The organism is Nocardia sp. NPDC003726 (assembly GCF_053586955.1).
Genome location: NZ_JBSFNF010000022.1, coordinates 76249 through 92995, shown reverse-complemented (window position 1 = coordinate 92995; position 16747 = coordinate 76249). Strand labels below are relative to the sequence as shown.

Annotated in this window: 16 protein-coding genes; 6 read left to right on the top strand and 10 right to left on the bottom strand. The window is 69.1% G+C overall.

Features of this window, described 5'->3' with window-relative positions:
* Positions 1–343 precede the first annotated feature (343 nt).
* Positions 344–1204 carry an aminodeoxychorismate lyase gene (locus ACWDMM_RS25660; RefSeq protein ID WP_323124162.1) on the bottom strand — a complete coding sequence of 287 codons (861 nt, stop codon included), beginning with the start codon at positions 1202–1204 and terminating at the stop codon, positions 344–346.
* On the opposite strand from ACWDMM_RS25660, the gene ACWDMM_RS25655 reads away from it, so the two are divergent.
* From ACWDMM_RS25655 to ACWDMM_RS25635, 5 genes are all read left to right on the top strand, one after another.
* The gene (locus ACWDMM_RS25655; protein ID WP_323124170.1) at positions 1112–1345 is read left to right on the top strand and encodes a hypothetical protein; all 234 of its coding nucleotides are present in this window, start codon (positions 1112–1114) and stop codon (positions 1343–1345) included. The genes ACWDMM_RS25660 and ACWDMM_RS25655 overlap by 93 nt on opposite strands.
* A 101-nt stretch (positions 1346–1446) precedes the next feature.
* On the top strand, positions 1447–2559 hold the full coding sequence (gene ygfZ / locus ACWDMM_RS25650; RefSeq protein ID WP_357206582.1) for a CAF17-like 4Fe-4S cluster assembly/insertion protein YgfZ: 1113 nt from the start codon (positions 1447–1449) through the stop codon (positions 2557–2559).
* 101 nt (positions 2560–2660) lie between these two features.
* A complete protein-coding gene (locus ACWDMM_RS25645) occupies positions 2661–3377 on the top strand; it encodes an MOSC domain-containing protein (RefSeq protein ID WP_195078169.1) in 717 nt (238 codons plus the stop codon).
* Positions 3374–4327, top strand: a complete 954-nt coding sequence (locus ACWDMM_RS25640; protein WP_195078168.1) for an asparaginase — start codon at positions 3374–3376, stop codon at positions 4325–4327. The genes ACWDMM_RS25645 and ACWDMM_RS25640 overlap by 4 nt, the downstream gene beginning before the upstream one ends.
* Before the next feature lie 175 nt (positions 4328–4502).
* Positions 4503–4709 carry a DUF3073 domain-containing protein gene (locus ACWDMM_RS25635; protein WP_067795154.1) on the top strand — a complete coding sequence of 69 codons (207 nt, stop codon included), beginning with the start codon at positions 4503–4505 and terminating at the stop codon, positions 4707–4709.
* A gap of 148 nt (positions 4710–4857) precedes the next feature.
* Here ACWDMM_RS25635 and purM read toward each other — a convergent pair whose 3' ends face one another.
* The 7 genes from purM to purF all read right to left on the bottom strand — a co-directional run bounded on the left by purM (position 4858) and on the right by purF (position 13780).
* Positions 4858–5934 carry a phosphoribosylformylglycinamidine cyclo-ligase gene (purM, locus tag ACWDMM_RS25630; RefSeq protein WP_195044398.1) on the bottom strand — a complete coding sequence of 359 codons (1077 nt, stop codon included), beginning with the start codon at positions 5932–5934 and terminating at the stop codon, positions 4858–4860.
* Between the two features lie 130 nt (positions 5935–6064).
* The gene (locus tag ACWDMM_RS25625; protein ID WP_195078167.1) at positions 6065–7753 is read right to left on the bottom strand and encodes an ABC transporter ATP-binding protein; all 1689 of its coding nucleotides are present in this window, start codon (positions 7751–7753) and stop codon (positions 6065–6067) included.
* Positions 7746–8744: an ABC transporter permease gene (locus tag ACWDMM_RS25620; protein WP_195078166.1), complete on the bottom strand. Its 999-nt coding sequence runs from the start codon at positions 8742–8744 to the stop codon at positions 7746–7748. The genes ACWDMM_RS25625 and ACWDMM_RS25620 overlap by 8 nt, the downstream gene beginning before the upstream one ends.
* Positions 8744–9799 (bottom strand): ABC transporter permease, encoded by a 1056-nt coding sequence (locus ACWDMM_RS25615; protein ID WP_357110277.1) that lies wholly within the window; start codon positions 9797–9799, stop codon positions 8744–8746. Before ACWDMM_RS25615 ends, ACWDMM_RS25620 begins: the two co-directional genes overlap by 1 nt.
* Positions 9800–9867: 68 nt before the next feature.
* On the bottom strand, positions 9868–11433 hold the full coding sequence (locus tag ACWDMM_RS25610; RefSeq protein WP_397071208.1) for an ABC transporter substrate-binding protein: 1566 nt from the start codon (positions 11431–11433) through the stop codon (positions 9868–9870).
* A gap of 306 nt (positions 11434–11739) precedes the next feature.
* Positions 11740–12126: a hypothetical protein gene (locus ACWDMM_RS25605; RefSeq protein ID WP_449939907.1), complete on the bottom strand. Its 387-nt coding sequence runs from the start codon at positions 12124–12126 to the stop codon at positions 11740–11742.
* Between the two features lie 64 nt (positions 12127–12190).
* Positions 12191–13780, bottom strand: coding sequence for an amidophosphoribosyltransferase (purF, locus tag ACWDMM_RS25600; protein ID WP_195078163.1), 1590 nt, complete (start codon positions 13778–13780; stop codon positions 12191–12193).
* A gap of 215 nt (positions 13781–13995) precedes the next feature.
* Here purF and ACWDMM_RS25595 point away from each other — a divergent pair, with 215 nt between their 5' ends.
* On the top strand, positions 13996–15264 hold the full coding sequence (locus ACWDMM_RS25595) for a YhgE/Pip domain-containing protein (RefSeq protein ID WP_195078415.1): 1269 nt from the start codon (positions 13996–13998) through the stop codon (positions 15262–15264).
* A 312-nt stretch (positions 15265–15576) separates the two neighbouring features.
* Here ACWDMM_RS25595 and ACWDMM_RS25590 read toward each other — a convergent pair whose 3' ends face one another.
* Entirely contained in the window at positions 15577–15966 is a 390-nt protein-coding gene (locus ACWDMM_RS25590; protein ID WP_195078162.1) for a sterol carrier family protein, read from the bottom strand.
* 79 nt (positions 15967–16045) lie between these two features.
* Complete coding sequence (locus ACWDMM_RS25585) at positions 16046–16579, bottom strand: CPBP family intramembrane glutamic endopeptidase (protein WP_323124123.1); 534 nt, start codon at positions 16577–16579, stop codon at positions 16046–16048.
* Between the last annotated feature and the right edge of the window lie 168 nt (positions 16580–16747).

The window sequence follows — 16747 nt, the reverse complement described above, 5'->3', positions numbered from 1 at the left end:
CGGCGACCGATCACCGCAGCCCACGCGACCGATCACCGCAGCCCACGCGACCGATCACCGCAGCCCACGCGACCGATCACCGCAGCCCACGCGACCGATCACCGCAGCCCACGCGACCGAGCAACCCAGCCAGACGCAACCGAGCAACCCAGCCAGACGCAACCGAGCAACCCAGCCGACGCGACAACCGATCACACCGGCCAACGCGACAACTGATCTCGCAAGTACATGGGTAACTCACCGGGTACGCCCAGAACTCGCGCGGCACCCCACGCAGGACCTGTGACCAACCCACCCGCCTCCCAACCAGTACGGCCTGAAGACCCGGAGGGGCGGCACAGCATCACCAGTCGCCGATGGCTCCCGCTCGCTCGATGCCGCGATCGACCAGCCCGATGATCTCTTCGGCGTTGTCCGGCGCGGACATCCGCAGCCCGTCCAGCGAATTGACCCGCGCCGCAAGCGAAATGCTCGACAGCATCCAGATGCTGTCGCAGGTGAGCAGATCGGCGGTGAACAGCGAGTCGTAGCGGCATTGCCAGCCCGCCTTCTCGGCTTCGGCGAACAGCGCGCGCTGGGTGACGCCGGGCAGCACCCCGTTCTTCGCGGGCGGGGTGATCAACTGCTTGTCGCGGGCGATCACCACGGTGGAGCGCGGTCCCTCCAGCACCCGGTTCTCCGTGCTGGTGAAGATCACGTCATCCGCGCCCATGCGCGCGGCGAACCGGAGGGCGGCCATATTGGTGGCATAGGACAGCGTCTTGGCCCCGAGCAGCTGCCACGGCGCGGCCTGGGCGAGGTCGATCGAGATGCCGCGCGACAAAGACACCACGGCGACGCCTTCGGTGCGAGCCTTCTCGACCCGCTCCGGCACCGGCACCACGAGCACGAAAGCGGTCGGCACCGGCACGGCGGCGGCGAGGTCGCCGGTCTTCACCTTGTCGGGCGTGCCGGCCAGCTCGCAGTCGCGGCCGCGGGTGAGCACCAGCCGCATCACGCCTTCGCGTTCGCTGCCCCACTCCTTGGCCGCGGTCTCCACCGCCTCGCGCCATTTGCCCAATTCGGGCTCGGGCAGATCGAGCGCTTGTGCGGAGCGACGCAATCTGCCTAGATGAAATTCGATCGCGCACGCGACTCCCGCGCGCACGAGCACCGTTTCGAAGACACCGTCGCCACGCAATACGCCAATATCGTCCGCAAACAACAACGGCGCATCCGCATCTCGGACCGCGCCATCGAGAGTTACCAGAACTCGATCCACCATGCGACGAGCGTAGGCGGTGTGAGCGGACAATGCCTATGTCACGGCCGCTTTTGCCAGACCTTTTGTGCGGCCTCCCCATGAGGTCCGCCGTAATGCTCGGACAATGCCGATCCGCTATGCCGTTCCGCGACGCCGTGGCCCGGTTCGCGCACGGCCGGGCGGGCCCGCCTAGAGTGGGAGAGGTGTCCGTGGTCGTTGCGCCCAGCCCCATCCTCAGTGTGTCGGGAGCCGTCGCGGGAGCGGCGGGTTCGCCCGACGCCGCCGTCGCCTGGCACTACGGCGATCCGTTCGGCGAGCAGCGCGCGGCGGTACAGCGCGCCGCGATCGTCGACCGGTCGCACCGATTCGTTCTGCGCATCACCGGCGGCGAGCGACTGACCTGGCTGCACACCATCTCCAGCCAGCATGTCGCCGCCCTCGGCGACGGGCAGTCCGCCGAGAACCTCGACCTCGATCTGAACGGCCGGGTCCAGCATCACTTCGTGCTCACCGAACTGGACGGGACCGTCTGGATCGATACCGAGGCCGAGCGCGGACCCGACCTGCTGGCGTTCCTGCAGAAGATGGTCTTCTGGGCCGATGCCAAGCCGGAAGCCGCCGACCACGCGGTGCTGAGCCTGCTCGGCCGAGGTGTGGCCGCGCTGACCGAGACGCTGGGCATCACCGCCCTTCCCGAGGTCTACGAGGCCACCCCGCTGCCCGGCGGCGGATTCCTGCGCCGGATGCCGTGGCCGACGGCCGAGTCCTTCGATCTGGTCGTCCCGCGTGACCAGCTGACCGGCCTGTGGGACCGGCTCACCGCGGCGGGCGCCGTCCCCGCCGGAATGTGGGCGTTCGAGGCGTTGCGAGTCGCGGCCGTGCGCCCGCGGATCGGGCTGGACACCGACGAGCGGACCATCCCGCACGAGGCTCGCTGGATCGGCGGCGTCGCCGAACACGGAGCGGTCCACCTGGACAAGGGTTGCTACCGCGGCCAGGAGACGGTGGCCAGGGTCCACAATCTCGGCAAGCCGCCGCGGCACCTGCTGCTGCTGCACCTGGACGGCTCGGCGGACGAACGCCCGGCCACCGGCGACGACGTCACCGCGGGCGGCCGCGCGGTCGGCAGGCTCGGCACGGTCGTCGACCACTACGAACTGGGTCCGATCGCCCTCGCGCTGATCAAGCGCGCGGTTCCGGCCGACACCGCGCTGGTCGCGGGCCCGGTCGCGGCGTCCATCGATCCCGACTCGGTGCCCGCCGACGACGAACCGCAGGCGGGCCGTCTCGCGGTCGACCGGCTGCGCGGGCGCTGACCTGTTGACCGACCACCGGCAGGCGGGGGCCTTCCCTCAGCCGTCATCCGCACCTTTGCTCGATGCCGAGCTCCCCATTCCAGACGAGAGGAGCGCCGTTCATGCGCGTCGGTGATTCCGGAGAGGTGCTCGCGGCGTGCGTGGTGCACGCCGATATCGAGGTGCCGGGTCGAGTCGGTCGCAGTGCCATCGACAAGCGGCCGGTGGCGGGACGGGTCGCGGTGCGCGCCTTGGGCTTGGATGGCGATCACGTCTGCAACACCAAGGACCACGGTGGCGTCCACCAAGCCGTCTACGCCTACGCCGACGAGGACGCCCGCCGCTGGGGCACGGAGCTGGGCCGGGAACTGCCCGCGGGTTGGTTCGGCGAAAACCTGCGCGTGCGCGGCCTCCCCGTCAGCGACTCGGTGATCGGCGCGCGCTGGTCGGTCGGCGACACCTTGCTGGAGGTGAGCGCTCCGCGCGTGCCGTGCGCCACGTTCCAGCACTGGAGCGGCGAGCAGCAGTGGGTCAAACGGTTCGCCCTGCGCAGCGACACCGGCGCCTACCTGCGGGTGCTCACCGAGGGCACGATCGGAGCGGGCGACCGGATCTCGGTGGTGCACGTCCCCGCGCACGGCGTCACGGTCCGCGACCTGTTCACCGGCGCCGATCCGGACCTGTTGGCGATCCTGCTCGCCGACGAGCCGACCATCTCCGACGACGTGCGTATGCAGGTGCGACGGCACGCGCGCAGGCATGGCAACGCCGGGCGCGCCGCCGCGCACCGCCACGTGACAGCAAGCACCGACGACATCGGCACGGGAGCGAAATCGTGAGTGTGGAACTGGTCGAGGTGGTCCGCTCGGGCTTCCGCGAATGCGTGCACCGCGGCTCGGTGGTGGTGCTCGACGCCGCGGGCGAGCCCACCCTCGAACTCGGCGAAGTGCATCTGCCGATCTTCCCGCGCTCGACGAACAAACCGATGCAGGCGATCACCTTGCTGCGCAATGGTTTTCAACCGGTCGACGACGCCGAGCTCGCCATCGCCACGGCCTCGCACTACGGCGAGCCCGACCATGTCGCGCTGGTCCGCAGGCTGCTGGACCGGTTCGGCCTGCCCGATTCGTCCTTGGCCTGTCCGGCCGATCTGCCGTACGACGAGGGCGCGCGCACCGCGCTGCTGTCCGGCGGAGGACAGCCGCACCCGATCTACATGAACTGCTCGGGCAAGCACGCGGCAATGCTCGCGACCTGTGCGATCAACGGCTGGCCGACCGAGGGCTACCAGGACAGGGCGCATCCGCTGCAGCGCGCGGTGATCGCGACCGTGGCCGAGCTGACCGGCGAGCCGGAAGCCGATCTCGGCATCGACGGCTGCGGATTGCCGATCATCCCGGTGTCCCTGGTCAACCTCGCGCGGGTGTTCTCGGCCATGGCCACGGCCGAGCCGGGGAGCCCGGAACGGCGGGTCGCCGACGCGGTGCGGGCGCACCCGCGAGTGATTTCCGGCACGAACGCGCCCGATCTACTGACCATGCGGGCCACTCCGGGGCTGGTGTGCAAGATCGGCGCGGACGGCGTGCACGCGGGGGCGCTGCCGGACGGATCGGCTTTCGCGTACAAGATCGAAGACGGGCACGATCGCGCGCGAATGCCGCTGACGCTGGCGATTCTGCATCGAATGGGGATCGAGTGGACCGACGCGCACGCGGAGCTGGCGGCCCCCGCGGTGCTCGGCGGAGGCGCACGAGTGGGTGTGATTCGCGCGATACCGGGGGTGGTCTAGGTATTCCACGGCAGGGCGACAAGCGGGCAAACGGCACCGGTTCCGGAGTTCTTCACCCACTCCTGGAAGCGAGACCGCCGGACACACGCTAAAGTGTCTGTCAGGAAGAGTATTAATTCGAACGGGGCCGCCACCAAACCCCAGGCCGCCCCGCTGTGACGCGAGGGGGTCAGCCATGGGCCGTGGCCGGGCTAAGGCAAAGCAGACCAAGGTCGCACGCGAGCTGAAGTACAGCTCGCCCACGACCGACTTCGCGAGCCTTCAGCGCGAGCTTTCGGGAAGCCCCAACTCCCAGCGGGGTGGTGTGCTGTCCGATGAGCACGACGCGGACGACTCCTTGTCCCGCTGGGACGAGGACGACTACGACGACTGGCGCCGCTGACTCGGAATTACGCCGAAGGGGGAGGCCGACGGGCCTCCCCCTTCGGGCGTTGTCGCGGGTTGACGTCCCTGGCGCCGAAAAGGCTTGCAAGACACCGGAGTCCCGCATCGAACGCGGATGCGGGACTCTGACGTGTCTTCGCCGTGGATCAGAACCGCGGATGCTCACCGACCAGGACGGCGCGCACCGCGTCGGCGTCCTTGGCCTTCTTGACCGTGCCCAGCGTCCAGCACTCGATGTGCCGCGCGGTCAGCACCGCCAGCGCCCGGTCCACGTCCTCCGGAGCGACGACGGCGACCATGCCGACGCCCATGTTGAACGTCTTCTCCATCTCGGGCCGCTCCACCCGGCCGCGCTGGGCGATCATCTTGAACACCGGCGCCGGATTCCAGGTGCCGCGGTCCAGCTCGGCCACCATGCCCGCGGGCAGCACCCGGGCTAGGTTCGCCGCCAGGCCACCGCCGGTGACATGGGCGAAGGTGCGCACATCGGTCTCGGCGATCAGCGCGAGGCAGTCCTTGGCGTAGATCCTGGTCGGCTCGAGCAGTTCCTCGCCCAGGGTGCGGCCGAATTCCTCGACGTGTCCGGTGAGCGACATGCGGTCGATCTCCAGCAACACCTTGCGGGCCAGGCTGTAGCCGTTGGAGTGCAGTCCGGAAGACCCCATGGCGATCACCACGTCGCCGGGACGGACCCGGTCCGGCCCGAGCACCGCGTCGGCCTCGACCACGCCGACGCCGGTGGCGGACAGGTCGTAGTCGTCCGGGTCCATCAGCCCCGGATGCTCGGCGGTCTCGCCGCCGAGCAGCGCGCACCCGGCGCGCACACAACCCTCGGCGATGCCGGAGACGAGTTCGGCGACCTTCTCCGGGACCACCTTGCCGATGGCGATGTAGTCCTGGAGGAACAGCGGCTCCGCGCCGCAGACCACGAGGTCGTCCACCACCATGGCGACCAGGTCGAGGCCGACGGTGTCGTGTTTGTCCATCGCCTGCGCCACCGCGATCTTGGTGCCGACGCCGTCGGTGGAGGCCGCCAGCAACGGTTCACGGTAGCCGCCCTTGAGCGCGAACAGCCCGGCGAAGCCGCCGAGGCCGCCTTGGACCTCGGGCCGGGTCGCCTTCTTCGCCAATGGTCCGAACAACTCGACTGCGCGGTCACCTGCCTCGATGTCCACGCCTGCCGCGGCGTACGAAGCACCACCACTGGGGGTCTGTTCAGTCATTTTCGGGGAAAGCTCCAAACCGAATCGGCGGATAGATGCCTGCTCACGCTACCGGAGCCGGATAACGACCCCGCACCGGTGTTGGCTCGCCCTCTTGACAATAGGGCAGAGCCAACCGTAAAGCGGGCGATCAGTCCGTCTCGTCGCCGTAGAGCCGCGCCGCTCGTGCCCGGCGGCGGCGTTGCCGCACCGGATCCGGTACCGGCACCGCGGCGACCAGGCGGCGGGTGTAGTCCTCCTGCGGGGCGCGCAGAATGCGATTCCGATCGCCCTCTTCGACCACAGCGCCGTCGCGCAGGACCGTGATCCGGTCGGCGAGCTGGTCCACCACCGCCAAGTCGTGGCTGATGAACAGGCAGGCCCAGCCGCATTCGCGTTGCAGCTCACCGAACAGTTCCAGCACCGCCGCCTGCACCGAGACGTCCAGGGCGCTGGTCGGTTCGTCGGCGACCAGCAGGTCGGGGTCGAGGATCAGGGCGCGGGCCAGGCTGGCGCGCTGACGCTGACCGCCGGACAACTCGTGCGGGTAGCGGCGTTCGGCGCCCGCGGGCAACCGCACGTCGTCGAGCAGCCTGCGCACCCGGGCGCGGATCTCCGCCGCGCTTCCCGCCTTGTGCACCAGCAGCGGTTCGGCCACGCACTCCCCCACGGTGAGCCGGGGGTTCAGCGAACTGGCCGGGTCCTGGAAGACGAACCCGAAACGTCGCCGGATCGGCCGCAGCCTGCGCGGGGACAGCCCCACGATGTCCTGCCCGCGCACCCGCACCGTCCCGGAGGTCGGCCGTTGCAGCGCCGCGACGCAGCGGCCGATGGTGGACTTGCCCGATCCGGACTCACCGACCAGGCCGAGCGTCTCGCCGGGACCGATGCGCAGGCTCACCCCGTCGACGGCGCGCAAACGCGGCCGGCCGAACGGCCCGGGGAATTCGACCACGAGATCACGGACCTCGAGCACCGGGTCGCCTTCCGACCCGGCGGATCCGGACGGTCCGTGCGCGATCTGCTCGCTGCCCAGGTGAGGTACCGCGGCCAGCAGGGTGCGGGTGTAATCGGCCGTGGGACGGGCGAACAGCTCGTCCACCGGCGCCTGTTCGACCACCGCGCCGTCGCGCATCACCACCACGCGGTCTGCGATGTCGGCGACCACGCCCATGTTGTGGGTGATCAGCACGATCGCGCTGCCTATCCGGTCGCGCAGGTCTCGTAGCAGCGCCAGGATCTCGGCCTGCACCGTGACGTCCAGCGCCGTGGTCGGTTCGTCGGCGATGATCACCTTCGGCTCGCAGGCGATGGCGATGGCGATCATCACGCGTTGTTTCTGCCCGCCGGACAGCTGATGCGGGTAGTAGTCCACCCGGTGCTCCGGATCGGGCAGCCCGACCAGCCGCAGCAACTCCACCGCCCGCGCCTTGGCGGCCTTCTTGGACAGATCGGTGTGGGCGCGCAGCGCCTCCCCGATCTGGAAACCGACGGTGAACAGCGGGTCGAGGGCCGAGCCGGGCTCCTGGAACACCATCGAGACCGCGCCGCCGCGCAATGCGGTGAGCTGCTGATCGTTCATCGCGGTGACCTGCTCGGCTCCCAGGGTGACCAGGCCGCGCACCGTGGCCGTCTCCGGCAGCAATCCCATCGCCGTGCGCGAGCTCACGGACTTGCCCGAACCGGACTCCCCGACAATGGCCAGCACTTCGCCGGGATAGACCTCGTAGGAGACGTCGGTGACGGCGTGCACCGGCCCCGCGTCGGTGGCGAAGGTGACCGACAACGACTCGACGGACAGGGCGGGACGGCCCCGGTCCACGGCGGATGACTCAGGCATCGGTCGCGTCCTTCCTGCCGTCCGGACCGGCCGCGACCGCCGCCGCGCGACGGGTGCGCAGGACCGGATTCAGCACTTCGTTGAGACTCTCGCCGACCAAGGTCATGCCGAGCACGACGAGCACGATGGCGACACCGGGAAAGACGCCGGTCCACCAGATGCCGTTGGACACGTCCGGCAGCGCTTTGTTCAGGTCGAAACCCCACTCCGCGGCCTGGGTCGGCTCGATGCCGAAACCGAGGAAGCCCAGGCCGGCCAGGGTGAGGATGGCCTCTGACCCGTTGAGCGTGATGATCACCGGCAGCGATTGGGTGACATTGGCCAGGATGTGCCGGAACAGGATGCGCGTGGTCGACGCGCCGGTCACCCGCGCCGCGTCGACGTACGGCTCCTGCTTCACGGCCACGGTCGCGTTACGCACCACCCGGAAGTACTGCGGGACGAAGACCGCCGTGATCGCCACCGCCGCGGACAGCACACCGCCCAAGCTGGTCGAGCGACCGCCCGCGACCACGATGGACACCACGATCGCGAGCAGCAGCGTCGGGAAGGCGTACATCGCGTCCATGAACAGCACGAGCAATCGGTCCGGCCACCGGCCGACATAGCCGGACAGCAGGCCGAGCGGCACCCCGATCACCAGCGAGAGCACCAGCGAGATCGCGATCACCCACAAGGCGGTCCGCGCGCCGTAGACCACCCGGGAGAACACGTCTTCCCCGCGCACCGAGGTGCCGAACCAATGCTCGGCCGACGGCGCCTGCTGGCGCACGAAATCGACGCCGTCGGAGGCGCTCTGGGCGAATCCGTACGGCGCGATCAACGGAGCGAAGAGTGCGGCCACGACGAACAGACCGACCAGGGCGAGCCCGAGGACCAGCGTCGCACGCTGCAAACCGGCGGTCATCGCGAACAGCCGCAGGCCCGGCACACCCCGGCGCGCCGCGGGCGGGGGGACGAAAGGTTCGTTCAGCAATTCCGGAGCGGTCATCAGAACCTCACCCTCGGATCGATCAGCGCCACCAGCACGTCGACCAGGAAGCTCATCACCGCCACGATGAGCGCGATGAACGCGACGATGCCCTGCACGGCGATGAAGTCGCGCGCCGACAGGTACTGCGCGAACTGGTAGCCGAGGCCCTTCCACTCGAACGTGGTCTCGGTGAGCACCGAGGCGCCGAGCATCATGGCGATCTGCATGCCCATCACCGTGACGATCGGGATGAGCGCGTTGCGGAAGGCGTGCCGCCCGGTCACCACTCGGCGGGACAGCCCACGGGCCCGCGCCGCGTCCACGTAGTCGGCGCGGAGGGTCTGGATCAGGTTGATCCGCACCAGCCGCAGGAAGATGCCCGCGGTGAGCAAGCCGAGCGCGATGGCGGGCAGCACGGCGTGTTTCAGCACGTCGATCAGATAACCGGCGTCGCCGTAGAGCATCGCGTCGATCACCATGATGTTGGTCTTCGGCGAGACATGCTGCAGTCGCAGCTCCACATTGGTGCTGGCCCGGCCCGCCACCGGCAGCCAGCCCAAGCGCACCGCGAACACCAGCTTCAGCAGCAGGCCGACGAAGAACACCGGTGCGGCGTAGAACAAGATGGCCAGCAACCGCAGTGTCGTATCGGCGGGTGAATCCCGCCGGGTGGCGGCGTATCTGCCCAGCGGGACGCCGATCGCGAACGCGACGACCAGCGCCCAGCACACCAGCTCCAGCGAGGCGGCGCCGTAGGTGACCACCACCTCGCTGATTTCCCGGTTGTCCTGGGAGCGGCCGAGATCCCCGTGCAGGAGCCCGGACAGGTAGTCCCCGTACTGGGTCAGGATCGGCCGGTTCAGCCCGGCCGCCTCCTTGCGCGCCTCGATCTGTTCCTGGGTCATGCGTCCGCCCATCGCCGCGCTGATCGGATCGCCGACCACGCGCATCAGGAAGAACACGACCGTGACCAGGATCCACGCGGTCACCGGTATCAGCAGCAGGCGGACGCCGAGGTAGCGCAGCAACGCGCTGTGGCGAGAATCGCCGCCGCCCTTGCCGGTTCGCCGCAGGCCGGAGGACCGGGCCGGAACCGAGGCCGGTGCGGTGTCCGCCTCCGGTCCGGCCGTGTCGGCGGAACTCACTTGCTCAGCACCGTGTAGCGGAACTTGAACGACGCGTCGAGCGTCTGCTCCACGCCGTGCACGCCGGTGGCGGAGACCGCGATCTGCTTGCCGGACAGCAGCGGGACGATCGGCAGGAAGTTCTGCGCGAGGTCACGCTGCACCTGCTGGATCTGCGCGAGCCGCTTGTCCTTGTCGGGCTGGGTCGCCTGGGCGATCAGCTGGGCGGAGATGCCCGGGTCCTCGAAATGCGACTGCAGGAAGTTGTTCGGGCCGAAGAACGGGGAGAGGTAGTTGTCCGGGTCCGGGAAGTCGGGGAACCAGCCGAACTGGAACAGCGGGTAGCCGTCGCGGGCGCGTTCGCGCTGGTAGGTGACCCATTCGGTGGATTGCAAGTTGACCTTGAACAAACCCGTGGCGTCCAGTTGCGACTTGATCGCCGCGTATTCCTCGGAGCTGCTGGAACCGTAGTGGTCGGGGTTGTACTGGAGATTCAGTTCGACCGGCGTCGCGACTCCGGCATCGGCGAGGAACTTCGCCGCCTGGTCCTTGTTCGGCCCGGCGCCGTAGATGTCCTTGAACGGCTCGGCCGCGCCCGGCATGCCTTGCGGCACTGAGGAATACGCGGGCAGGTAGGTCTTCTTGTAGACGCCGTCCGCGAGCGCCGCGCGGTCGACGGTGGCCGCGACGGCCTTCCGAACGGCCAGTTTCTGCGCGGGCGTGCCACCCGGCATGGTGTTCAGATTGAACACGATGTAGCGCAGTTCACCGCCGGGGCCTTCGTGCACGGCGACTTTGCCGTCGTCGCGCAGCGACTCGATGTCGGTGGGCGTGAACGACCGGTATCCGACGTCGAGCGAGCCGTTCTGCAGGTCGAGTTTCATGTTGTCGGCGGTGGCGTAGTACTTCGTGGACACCGTCTCGGTCTTCGGCTTGCCGAGGATGCCGTTGTAGTCGGCGAAAGCCCGATACTCGACCAGCTTGTTCTTGTCGTAACTGGCGATGGTGTACGGGCCGGAGTAACCCTTGGCCTGCACCACGTCCTCGTCCGGCATCACCTTGTCCGGCGCGTACACCTTCTCGTCGACGATCGGCCCCGCCTGGGTGGGCAGGATCGCGGGGAAGGTCTGGTCGTTGGGCACCTTCAACGTGAACGCGACGGTGCGCGCGTCCACCACGTCGGTCTTCTCCAGGTTGCCCAGCAGCGACGCGGGACCGTTCGGGTCGTTGATCCGCACCATGCGATCGAAGGAGAATTTCACGCTGGTCGCGGTCAGCGGGTTGCCGTTGGCGAACTTCAAGCCGTCCTTCAACGTGCAGGTGTACACCGTGGGCGCGGTGAACTCGCATTTCTGGGCCGCGTCCGGTTTCGGCGTCGCGTCGCCGGGCGCGAAATTGAGCAGATACTGATAGATCTGCGTCTCGGCGACCAGCGACCCGTTGTCGTAGGCGGCCGCGGGATCGAGCGAGAAGATCTTGTCGGTGGTGCCCGCGACCAAGCCGTCACCGCCATCGCCGGTTCGCCCGGAACCGCAGCCCGCCAGTACCGACCCGGCCAATCCCAGCAAGCCGACGGCCGCGATGGCTCGCGTCCCGATCCGTCGCCCCAACCTCGAATTCCTCATCACGGCCCCACTTCTCGAGCGCCGCACCGCGTTGCAGGCCGGGTGCGGACACGGGTGAACTTCCGATCTGATCGGCACCGTACCTACGAAGCATTTTCGGCACGTTACGTTTCCGAAGAATATTCGCGGCGCTCTCAGCAGGTGTTATGCGCAGCGACTACGACCAGCGCGGAAAATCGGTCGTACGTCCAGAATTGCCGGTCGCCGCATCGCGTGATGTCTCGAGCAGGCCACATCACTACGCGCGACAGCGAACGGGACGGGTCATGGGACGCCGACTCCCAACTGCCCTATCGGCGCCACCATCGCCCCTGTCCGCGGACACGACCACACCGCCACCCCGCCGCTCACGCCCGCCGCCAGCGGATGAGTGTTCGGATGCGTCGGGCACACCGGCCACACCGGCGACTCGCCCGCCGTCCACAATGCCTCCACCGCCCACTCGTGCGCCTTGTCGGCGAGGTACGCCACCTGCTCCGCGTAGTCGTCGCCGACCAGCGGTCCGATCCCGGCGCCGCTACCGTCCGGTTCGTAGAACATCACCCAGTCCACGCCCTGATTCGTCTCCTGGACCACGATGGGCTGGACAGCGCAGGTAGCGGCCAGATCCCGGCGCACAGGCTCCAGCGCGGCGGCGTACGTCGGGTCCATGCGCTCATTGTGCGGCACGCCGTGAGCGAGTTCGGCTACGCGGATGCCGAGCGGCGTCCCGCGATCACGGACGGCTCAGCGCGCTCGCATTCGCGTTGTCGCCGAGCAGCTCGGCCTCGGTCTGGCCGGTGAGCATGCCCTCGAGCACGTTCTTGCCGATCGCGGCCTCGGTGGGCAGCGGGATCGGGTAATTGCCGTCGAAGCACGCGGCGCACAGTCGCGAGCGCGGCTGCTCGGTCGCGGCGATCATGCCGTCGAGCGAGATGTAGCCGAGGGTGTCGGCGCCGATCGACCGGCGCACGCCCTCGACCATGTCCGCGACGTCGCCCTCGGTGCCGGCGCCGTTGGCGATCAGCTCCGCCCGCGAGGCGAAGTCGATGCCGTAGAAGCAGGGCCACTTCACCGGCGGCGAGGCGATCCGCACATGGATCTCCAGCGCGCCCGCCTCGCGCAGCATGCGGATCAGCGCGCGCTGGGTGTTGCCGCGAACGATCGAGTCGTCCACCACGATCAGGCGCTTGCCGCGGATGACCTCGCGCAGCGGATTGAGCTTGAGCCGGATGCCCAGCTGCCGGATGGTCTGGCTGGGCTGGATGAACGTGCGGCCGACGTAGGCGTTCTTCATCAGGCCCTGGCCGTAGGGCACGCCCGAGCCCTGCGCGTAGCCGACCGCGGCCGGGGTGCCGGATTCGGGGACCGGGATCACCAGGTCGGCGTCGACCGGGTGTTCCTTCGCCAGGCGACGGCCGATCTCCACGCGGGTGGCGTGCACCGACCGGCCCGCGATGGTGCTGTCCGGCCGGGCCAGGTACACGTACTCGAAGACGCAGCCCTTGGGCTCCGGGTTGGCGAAGCGCATCGAGCGCACGCCGTCGGCGTCGATCGCCAGCAATTCGCCGGGTTCGATCTCGCGGACGAAGGCGGCGCCGACGATGTCCAGCGCGGCGGTCTCACTGGCAACGACCCAGCCACGCTCCAGCCTGCCCAGGCACAGCGGGCGCACGCCGTGCGGGTCGCGCGCGGCGTACAGGGTGTGCTCGTCCATGAAGGTCAGGCAGAACGCCCCCTTCAGGGTGGGCAGCAATTCCATCGCGGCCTGCTCGATGCTGGAATCGGCGGCGGCGTGCGCGAGCAGCGCGGTGACCACGTCGGAGTCGGAGGTCGCCGCGGCCGGCTGCGGGCGCCCGCCCCGGACCGAGGCGAGCAGGCCGAGTTCGCGTGCGCGGCCGGCCAATTCGGCGGTGTTGACCAGATTGCCGTTGTGCCCCAAGGCGAGTCCGGAGCCCACCGCGGTGGTGCGGAAGATGGGCTGGGCGTTCTCCCAGGTCACCCCGCCCGTGGTGGAGTAACGACAGTGACCGACGGCGATGTGACCCGGCATGGCCGCCAGCGTCTGCTCGTCGAACACCTGGCTGACCAGACCGAGGTCTTTGAAGACGAGGATCTGCGAGCCGTCCGACACCGCGATGCCCGCTGCCTCCTGTCCACGGTGTTGCAGGGCATAGAGCCCGTAATACGTGAGTTTCGCCACTTCTTCGCTCGGCGCCCAGACGCCGAACACTCCGCACTCCTCGCGCGGCTCGTTCTCGTCGACGTCCGGGGCGGGACAGGAGGTGGCGGAAATGCTCTGGACCGGCAGTTCGGCGTTGGTCACCGTTTGCTCCCTGTTCGGGCGGGCTGGGGGCAGATTTCATTCTACGGACGCCGCCCGGGTGCCCGCGCACCGCCGCGCATCCGAACAGCAATCCGAGGTGCCCGGAAGCGGGCCGCCGCAGCGCCCCGGCTGTTACGGTGCGGACCGTGACGACCACGGACGACGCGAGCACGACGGAGCCTGGCGCGGCGCCGGCGCGCAGGCCATGGCCCCGGATGGTGCTGTTTCCGCTCGCGGTGCTGAGCCTGCTCACCGCGCTGCTCGGGATCATGTACCTCGACTATGTCGTGGATCCGGAGCAGAACCTGCACGATTTCCCGATCGCCTTGGTGAATCAGGATGTGGGCGACATCATCGGTAGCGGGAGCGCCGAGCAGAAGGTCAACTTCGGCGACCAGATCACCCGGGCCCTGGCCGACGGGGTGCCGTCGGACAAGGTCGACCTGCGCGTACTCAGCATCAACGAGTCCGAGCGGCAGATGCAGTCGGGGCAGGTCTACGGCGCGATCATCATCCCGAGCGATTTCAGCAAGCAACTCGGCAACTTGGGTGTGGGCAGTGTCATACCCGGCGACATCCCGCGGCCGATCATCACGGTGCAGACCAACCCGCGCACCGGCGCGTTCGGCACGCAGATCGTGCTGCGGGTCGGCAACGAGGCGCTGACCGAGGTGAACAAGCAGGTCGGCAAGCAGTTGCTCGATCAGGTGAACGCCCAGCTCGCCCCGCGTCCGGGTGGTCCGCCCGCGCCCGAGCTGTCCGGCGCGACCAGGGTCGCGCTGGCGTCGCCGATCGAGGTGGTGCAGCAGCAGTACCACCCGTTGCCGCACGGCAGCGGCCAGGGCCTGACCGCGTTCTTCTACGCCCTGTTGCTGCTGCTGGCCGGTGTGGTCGGCGCGATGGTCATCCACACCATGATCGATGCGCAGCTCGGCTTCGTGCCCACCGAGTACGGCCCGTGGTACGTGCACTACCCGCCGACGCCGATCTCGCGGTTCAAGACGCTGCTGATCAAGTGGGGCGTGTTCGTGCTGGCGGCGAACATCGTCGCCGCGGTGTTCCTGATCGTCGGCAAGGTGCTGCACATGCCGATCGGCAATCCGCTGGCCCTGTACCTCTACAGCGCGCTGGCCATGATCGCCGTCGGCGTGACCGGGCTGTCCATGCTGGCGGCGATCGGCTCGGCGGGCCTGCTGGTGAACCTCATCCTGTTCGTCATCCTCGGCTTGCCGTCCTCCGGCGGCACCGTGCCGATCGAGGCGACGCCGCGGTACTTCGGCTGGCTCGCCTCCTTCGAACCCATGCACCAGGTGTTCCTCGGCGTGCGGTCGATCCTGTACTTCGACGCCGATTTCGAGGCCGGACTCACCCGCGGTGTGTGGATGGCGGTTCTCGGGCTGGCGATCGGGCTGATCTTCGGCGCGGCGGTCACCCGCTTCTACGACCGCAAGGGGCTGGAGCGCCGCAACATCGTCCGCGCGTGAACCGTCCGCGGCGGTGATCGAACGCGGCCGGGCGAGGACGTCCGCACGCGACCGTGACGCTGCCGCAACGGGTTACGAGCGGCATGTGACCGCTGCCGTGCCTGCCGCAACGGTTCAAGAGCGCTCGTGGCCGCTACCCTGCCGCAACGGACTGAGAGCGCACGTGGCCGCTGCCGTCAACGTGCCGCGACAAGTTCACGAGCGCTTATGTCCGCTGCCGTGACGCGATTGCCGACAGCGCGAGCGCGACCTGTCCTCGATCGTGGACACGTGGTGGGTCATCGGGCGGCCTGTGCGGTCGCGCGGCGCCGCTCAGCCGACTCGGACGATCGGCAGCCAGTGCGCGATCTCGGCCGCGCGCGTGCCGGACGCGGTGACCGCGCCGGAGGCGAGGGCGTCGTCGAACCCCAGCAGTCCCGTGGCCAGCAGCAGCCAGGTGCGCGGGTCGGTCTCCACGACGTTCGGTGGCGTACCCCTGGTGTGCCGAGGGCCCTCGACGCACTGCACCGCCACGAACGGCGGCACCCGGACCTCGACCGAGTGGCCGGGCGCGGAAGCCGCCAGCGAGCGCGCCGTGGTGCGTACCGCTGCCGCGAGTTCCGCCCGCGCGGGCGCGTCGACCGACTCGTCGCGCAACCACTCGCTCACCGCCGCCACCGCCGCCCGCGTCTGCGCGGGATCGACCGTCCCTCGTCCTGCCACGTGCCCGACCCTACTTTCCCCCTGGCGCGACCCACGCGCTGCAGGGTGACGGCATAGGCGAGCCACGACGTCAGGGTGCTCAGCCGCGCCCGAAACCGGGGGTCACTCGATCATCCCCAGCCGTCCCCAGACGGACCCGAGCCATACGAGCGCCGCGCGCCGCGGTTTCGAAACGTCTGGCCAGGCGGGGAGCGATCGCTCCGCCCGCGTTCATGGCGAGGTGCAGTAGGGCCGGGGCAGCAGTACTCCCGGTACGGCGGCGCAGCCAACCGAACACCAGCCCCCCTGCCGTGGTGACGGCCGCGGTGAGGGGAACGCTGTCGCCCACGGCTCGCGCGGGAGCGATGTGCCAGAGTCCGAAAGTCGCCGCACCCACCGATGCACCGGCCGGCGGACCGAGAACACGGTCCAGCAAAGGGTCGAGCGTGCCGCGGAAAACGAGTTCCTCGCTGTAGACGGTTCCGAACGGGATGTGCACCCCCACCCATTCCCTGGTCGACACTTCGGGCCCGCGGTCGGCGAGTTCGGCCATTTGCCATCGCAGCGACGGAACGGCAAGGGCGACAACGTAACCGGCCACGACGCCGGAGGCCGCCAGCAGCCCCCAGCCCACGCCACGCATCGAACAACGGCCCGGGTCGGCTCGCAGTGCGAGCGCGTACACCGTGGCGAAACCGGCATTGGTCGCCGACCGCCCGCGTATGCCGAGACCGAGGCGGGGCAGGACCGCGTTGTTCCAGACTAGCGGAACGGATACGGCCGCAACGACTTTCGCTAGTCG